Source organism: Leuconostoc sp., assembly GCF_965300815.1.
The window spans coordinates 9171-10365 of record NZ_CBDKZH010000048.1; the positions used below are offsets into that span (position 1 = coordinate 9171).

Annotated in this window: 1 protein-coding gene and 1 pseudogene; one reads left to right on the plus strand and one right to left on the minus strand. The window is 43.5% G+C overall.

What is annotated here, in order from left to right:
- Positions 1–387 (plus strand): annotated as a pseudogene (locus tag ACW12G_RS04490) (DEAD/DEAH box helicase); the annotation flags it as partial.
- 57 nt (positions 388–444) lie between these two features.
- Here ACW12G_RS04490 and ACW12G_RS04495 read toward each other — a convergent pair.
- The coding region (locus tag ACW12G_RS04495) for an alpha/beta hydrolase (RefSeq protein WP_455647377.1) at positions 445–1195 on the minus strand (751 nt) is incomplete at its 5' end.

Consider the following 1195-nt stretch of genomic DNA (forward strand, 5'->3'; position numbering starts at 1 on the left):
GAACTTGAATTCTTCGTTCATCGTGTTGGGCGAACAGGCCGTAATGGCATGCCTGGTTTGGCGATTACATTGTATGGCCCAGATGAAGAAGATGAAGTGGCAGAGCTTGAAGCTTTGGGCATTGATTTCAAGGCCATGCAGTTGAAAAACGGGGAATTCGTGCCGGTAAAAGATCGCCGTGCGCGAACACAACGTGTTGCGACAACTAGAAAGCTTGACCCAACGATGGTGGGAATGGTTAAAAAGAAGAAGAAGGTTGTGAAGCCGGGCTATAAGCGTCAAATTAAGTCAGCTATCCAACGGAAAAATCAAATGGATCGTCGTATTGCCAAGCGTGAAGAAATGCGTGCAGTACGTAAGTCAAACAAAAAGCGCGGCGGTGCCTAAACCGCTTATCATGATAAAAAAGCACGCTGTCCTTATTTAACAAGGATAGCGTGCTTTTTATCGTTGACCGGGACGTTGGCCGGCTTTAATGACTTTGGTTTGAATCAGGTTGACGACTTCCGGATTTTCGGGCAAACTCGAATGTTGCGCATTTGCCCCAGAAACGGTAATTTGCGTATATGATTTGACTTTGTTTTGATAAATATATTTACCAGCCAAGACACTTTCAACGGGGACAATCCCGTCATCGGTATAGTCATCAGTCCCTGCAACTGAGTACATGACTAAATTGTCGGGCAATTGATTGTTATCAGCGATGAAATCATTGAGCATTTCAGTCCGGCGTTGCATGGAGGTTTCAGAGAAGTTAAACGGTGTACCCAGGGTCATGAGCGTCGGAATATTAAAGGACGATGCTGCGTAATCTTGTTCTAAATAATTTGTCCAAACGAGACCGCCGTTGGAATGACCAATGGCAGAAAAGTCTCGGAAATGATAACGATTTTGAATTTCGGTTAAGGCGAGGTTTAACCATTTAGTTTGTTTTTTAATATTGCTATAGCCGTCGCGATTATCTTGGAAGCCGACAACAATAAAAGGTTGGCGATCTCTCGGATTGAGCTTGCCATGGAAAACGAGTTGATTATTCTCGTTGACTTGGACCTTAAGAATACTATGCACGGGCCCAGTGGCATTTAACTCTTTAAATAAATCGTCAAATCGGTTGATTGTAGCACTAGAACCAGGCACAAAAATAATGGGTTTCATGCGTGAATTTTGAATTTTGGCTTCTTTGTCACTGGATTGG